Consider the following 4,770-nt stretch of genomic DNA (forward strand, 5'->3'; position numbering starts at 1 on the left):
GTCTGGTCGCATTTCCACAGAACATCCGCAGAGCGTGCTGCGATGCGCTGAAACGCACTGTGTTCTGCAAAACCCGGCACAGAACAGGCCAATTGCGACACGCTGCACGCCCCCCTGATGGCGTCGCGCAGGCCACGCCCCCCCGCGTCGCGCAGGCCACGCGCCCCCTCGTCGCAATCACCACGCAGGGGGGGACGGCGCTCGGGCGGAATGCGTCGAGGTGACCGCCGACGCAGAGCCCCATCACCCCACCGAAGCGCCCATCCCACGCCAGATCGCCTGGATCATCGGGAACGAGGGGTGCGAGCGCTTCAGCTTCTACGGCATGCGAAACATTCTCACGGTGTTCCTCGCATCGTCGCTGCTGGCCCATCTGCCCGAGGCCGAGCGGGGCGGCGCGGCCAAGGAGGTGTTTCACACCTTCGTCATCGGCGTCTACTTCTTTCCCCTGCTCGGCGGCTGGGTGGCCGACCGCCTCTGGGGCAAGTACGCTACCATCTTCCGCCTGAGCCTTCTCTACTGCCTGGGTCACCTCTGTCTCGCGCTCTTCGACCGTCAGCCCGGCGGCTTCTACGCGGGCCTGGCGCTCATCGCCCTCGGGTCCGGGGGCATCAAGCCGTGCGTCTCGGCCTTCGTGGGCGACCAGTTCGACGCGCGCAACAAGCACCGCGCCAAGACGGTGTTCGACGCCTTCTACTGGATCATCAACTTCGGGTCGTTCTTCGCCTCGCTGCTCATGCCCATCTTCCTGAAGCAGTACGGCCCGAGTGTGGCCTTCGGCATCCCCGGCGCGCTCATGCTCATCGCCACCATCGTGCTCTGGCTGGGGCGACGCGAGTACGTGGTCGTGCCCCCCGCGCCGCCCGACCCTCATTCGTTCGCCCGCGTCGCGCGAACCGCGCTATCGGCCACCCCACGCGGACGCGCGTTCGCCGCCACCGCCGTGCTTGCGGGTCTCGTCTCGCTCGTTCTCTTCTCCGGCGCCGGCGTGGTCATCGCGCTCTGCACGTCGATGGTGGCCTTCATGGGCATCGGCGGAACAGGCGTCTGGTGCGAGCTCGAGAACGCGCGCGGCAAGCACCCGGACGAAGCGGTGGAAGGCGTGCGCTCGGTGCTTCGCCTGCTCGTGCTGTTCATGCTGGTGACGCCCTTCTGGTCGCTGTTCGATCAGAAGGCCTCGACCTGGGTGCTGCAGGCCGACGCGATGACGAAGCCCGCGTGGTTCGCGCCCTCACAGATGCAGGCGCTCAACCCCGCGCTGGTGATGCTCCTCATTCCGCTCAACAACCTCGTCGTCTACCCGATGCTGGCACGCGTGGGCGTCGAGGTGACGGCACTGCGGCGCATGACCACCGGAATCGCCCTGTCCGGCGTGGCCTGGATCGTCGTGGGCATGATGCAGCTGGCGATAGACGGGGGAACCCCCATCACCATCGCCTGGCAGGTTCTCCCCTACGCCATCCTCACCATGGGCGAGGTGCTGGTGTCGGCCACCGGCCTCGAGTTCGCCTACAGCCAGGCGCCGGCCTCGATGAAAGGGGCCATCATGAGCTTCTGGAGCCTGTCGGTGACCATCGGCAACCTGTGGGTGCTCATCGTGAACGCCAGCGTGAAGAGCGAGGCGGTAACGCGAGCCATCGCGTCGACAGGGCTTGGCGTGACGGCGTTCCAGATGTTCTTCTTCGCCGCCTTCGCGTTCACCGCCGCGGTGATCTTCGCGCGCGTGGCGCGGGCCTACCGGGTGACCGACCACTACCGCCAGGAATCGGCGTGAAGACGCGCACCAGAGCCGAAGCGCGCCTCAGCCCCGACGCTGCTCGTCGCCCGCGCCGCTGAAGGCGCGCCACGCAAGGACGGCCGCCACCACGACGCATCCCGCCACCGCTCCCCCCCGCAGTCCCAGCGCCAGCTGCGCGCGGGTGGCGCTCGCGACGACGAACAGCTTGCCGAAGCTCGCTCCCAGGCTGTCAGGAAGACCGGCAAAGCCCGCTCCCAGCGGATACATCTGCAGGAACGCGAGGAACAGGCAGATGAGAAGCCCGCGCGCCGACCCGAAGATGCTGGCCACCAGGGCCCCTACGAGCGACGGCGCGAAAACCGCGATGAGCGTGAACATGGGGCCGCCCCCCATGAGGCGAGAGAGGCTGCGGGCCCCCTTCTCCAACGCGAACGCGGGGCCCGTCGGCGAGAGCGCCAGCGTCGCGACGAGCGTCAGCGCGCAGCCCACGGAGAGCACGAGATCGACAGGGCTCATGCGCGACCCGGGAAGCTCAGCGCCCTGCGCCGCGGGCGACGGGGCGGCAGGCCGGGGAAGCGAATCGAGCGCCACAGACGGGGGTGCCGCCTTGCTGCCCGCCGGGCTCACCTGGGGCTCCAGCGTGGGCACGCCCTCGTCGTCTGTTCTGGTCGAAGCGCGCGGGCCTTCGAGCACAATCTGCTCACCGTCATCGGTCGCCTCTCGACCTGGGCCCGCGGGAGTTCTGCTCGCAGCGGGCGAGGGGGTCTTCTCGTCGCTGTCGCGCAGCGACACGCGCTTCACGGAAAGAGGCGAGCCTGGTCGCGCCAAGAGGGGCGTCTCGGCAGCGACCGCCGCCTTGACCGACGCCGGCGCGCCCTCGAGGTCTGCGAGCACCCCCGCGATCTCTGCCATGGTCTGGAACCGGTTGTCGGCCTGCAGCTCGAGGGCCTTGATGATGAGCGCGTCGAGGCGTGGCGAAATGGCGGGGTTGAAATGCGACGGGGGTTTGACCGGCACCGACTCGAGAAGGCGCTTCATGCACTCGGGAGGGCGCTCGCCCGTGAACATGTCGTACAAGGTCGCCCCGTAGGCGTAGACGTCGGAGCGAAAATCGGTGGGCAGCCCGGCGAGCTGCTCCGGTGGCGAGAAATGGGGCGTTCCCCAGCCCTTGAGGGCGAGGCCCGTGGTGTCGTCCGGCGCGTTGCGCCGCGCAATGCCCATATCGAGCAGCCAGAGGCGCCCCGTCTGATCGATCATGAGGTTGTCCGGCTTGAGATCGCGGTACAGCACGGGAGGCGAGCAGGTGTGCAGGTACTGCACCGCTTCGCAGATCTGGCGCGCCCACGCGAGCCCTTGCGACAGGCCCAGCGCCCCGTCTCTCTGGATGCGATGCCCCAGGGTCTGACCGTCGATGTACATCATCACCAGGAAGAAGCCGTTCTCATCGGCAAAGCAATCGACGATCTTCACGATCGATGGATGCGACAGGCTGGCCAGCAGAACCCCTTCGCGCAGGAACTCCGCGCGCTGCTCAGACCCATTCGTCGGGTCGACATCGCCCACGTTGAGACGCTTCACCGCCAGCGGGTGCGCGAGCACCTTGTGGTGTGCGAGATAGACGGTGCTCATGCCGCCCTTGGCCAGCACCCGATCGATCACGTAGCGCCCCTGGAGGATGGTTCCCTGTTCCACGCCTGCTCGCCCCTACCGCCGCCGCTGTCTCACACGCCGCGAAAGCGCTTCTTCTTGTAGCCGTCGGCGAAGCTGATGTAGCCGTCGAGGGCCTCTCGCGCATGCGGCGAGGGGTCGATGAAGCGAATCCCCGCCCACCATGTCTCACGCTCCCGCGCCATGGTCCATAAGACCTCGCCCCTGACCTCCACGTCGTCAAAGTTGAAATCGTCGAACACGAGCTTGAGCCGAACGACAGATCCGACCTGCAGCTCGCTCGACAGCTGCAGGCGGATCCCGGTGCGGCTCACATCGGTGGTGATGGCCTTGTAGTCGGGGATGTCGGGCGACATCACCTGGAACTGGCGATACGAGCGACGCTCGAGACGCTGATCGAGATGCACGTAGACGTAGTGGGGGGCGTTCTGGGCGTTCGGAAGGCCCTGGTCGCGGATCTGGCAGAGCCACTCGAGCAGGGTCGGCGTCACGTTCTTGAGATGCCCGCGATAGGCGTTCACCGAGCGCCCCGCCTTGCGGGTCTCATCGAGACGCACCTTGATGCCGGTGGAGCGGACGTTCTCGATGGCGGCCGACGTCACGTTCATGTAGAGCCACACGCCGAGGGGCAGGGTGCGACGGGTCTGCAGCGTCACCGTGTCTTCAGAGACGTCGGTGAGGAGCACGTCGACCTCGGGGACGTCTGCCGTCTTCTCGGGTTCGAGCTCGGTGCTCTTCTTTCGGCCAAACCAGAACATGCAGACAACCCTCTCCTCCCCTGGACACGCAACGCGCCTATCTGATTTCGCCGCCCCGTGGGGAATCCTTCGGAGCGGGAGGGCGATGGGCAGCAGGCGTTGCGCATCGCGCGCGCCCTTGTCACGGCTCCTGGGGAAGCGTCACCGTGCGCTTCTCGCGCGTGCGGGGCTCGGTGATCGGGGCGGTGATGTGGGTGAGCACGGGGAAGCACGCCGCGCTGATCTCGGCCCCCACGCGATCTCCGGGCTTCAGCTCCGGATCGGGGCCCCACGACCATGGCATGTCGAACACGCGCCCATCGTCGAGGCGCACCTGCACATAGCGCTCGCGCATGTGGCTCTCGTAGGCCAGCACCGTGGCGCCCTGCGACGAGAGCCGCGGCCGCTCGTACTGCATACCCATGATCACCACGGGCGACAGGGCCACGAGCACCAGGGGAATGGGCGACGACACCAGCCGACCGGTCGCCATGGCGCCCTCGGCCGCCAGGATGATCTGCTGCATCGCCAGAACCATGATGAGCGCCGCGGCCCAGGGGACCATGGCGCAGAGCAGGAGCTGTCGGCCGTAGTAGGCCGCCTCGCCGTGCAGAAAGCCCTGCAGCG

4 protein-coding genes are annotated in these 4,770 nt (G+C 67.6%); 1 reads left to right on the plus strand and 3 read right to left on the minus strand.

Annotated features, from left to right (window positions below):
* Positions 1 to 262: 262 nt before the first annotated feature.
* Complete coding sequence (locus tag EB084_19710; protein ID NDD30491.1) at positions 263 to 1,774, plus strand: MFS transporter; 1,512 nt, start codon at positions 263 to 265, stop codon at positions 1,772 to 1,774.
* Positions 1,775 to 1,801: 27 nt separating this feature from the next.
* Here the strand turns inward: EB084_19710 and EB084_19715 are convergent, their stop codons facing one another.
* The 3 genes from EB084_19715 to EB084_19725 form a co-directional block, all read right to left on the minus strand.
* Positions 1,802 to 3,430 carry a serine/threonine protein kinase gene (locus EB084_19715; GenBank protein ID NDD30492.1) on the minus strand — a complete coding sequence of 543 codons (1,629 nt, stop codon included), beginning with the start codon at positions 3,428 to 3,430 and terminating at the stop codon, positions 1,802 to 1,804.
* A gap of 29 nt (positions 3,431 to 3,459) precedes the next feature.
* Positions 3,460 to 4,164 carry a PilZ domain-containing protein gene (locus EB084_19720; protein ID NDD30493.1) on the minus strand — a complete coding sequence of 235 codons (705 nt, stop codon included), beginning with the start codon at positions 4,162 to 4,164 and terminating at the stop codon, positions 3,460 to 3,462.
* Positions 4,165 to 4,285: 121 nt separating this feature from the next.
* On the minus strand, positions 4,286 to 4,770 hold a 485-nt coding region (locus EB084_19725; protein NDD30494.1), incomplete at its 5' end, for a hypothetical protein.

It is taken from the genome of Pseudomonadota bacterium, assembly GCA_010028905.1.
Taxonomy (GTDB): Bacteria; Vulcanimicrobiota; Xenobia; order RGZZ01; family RGZZ01; genus RGZZ01.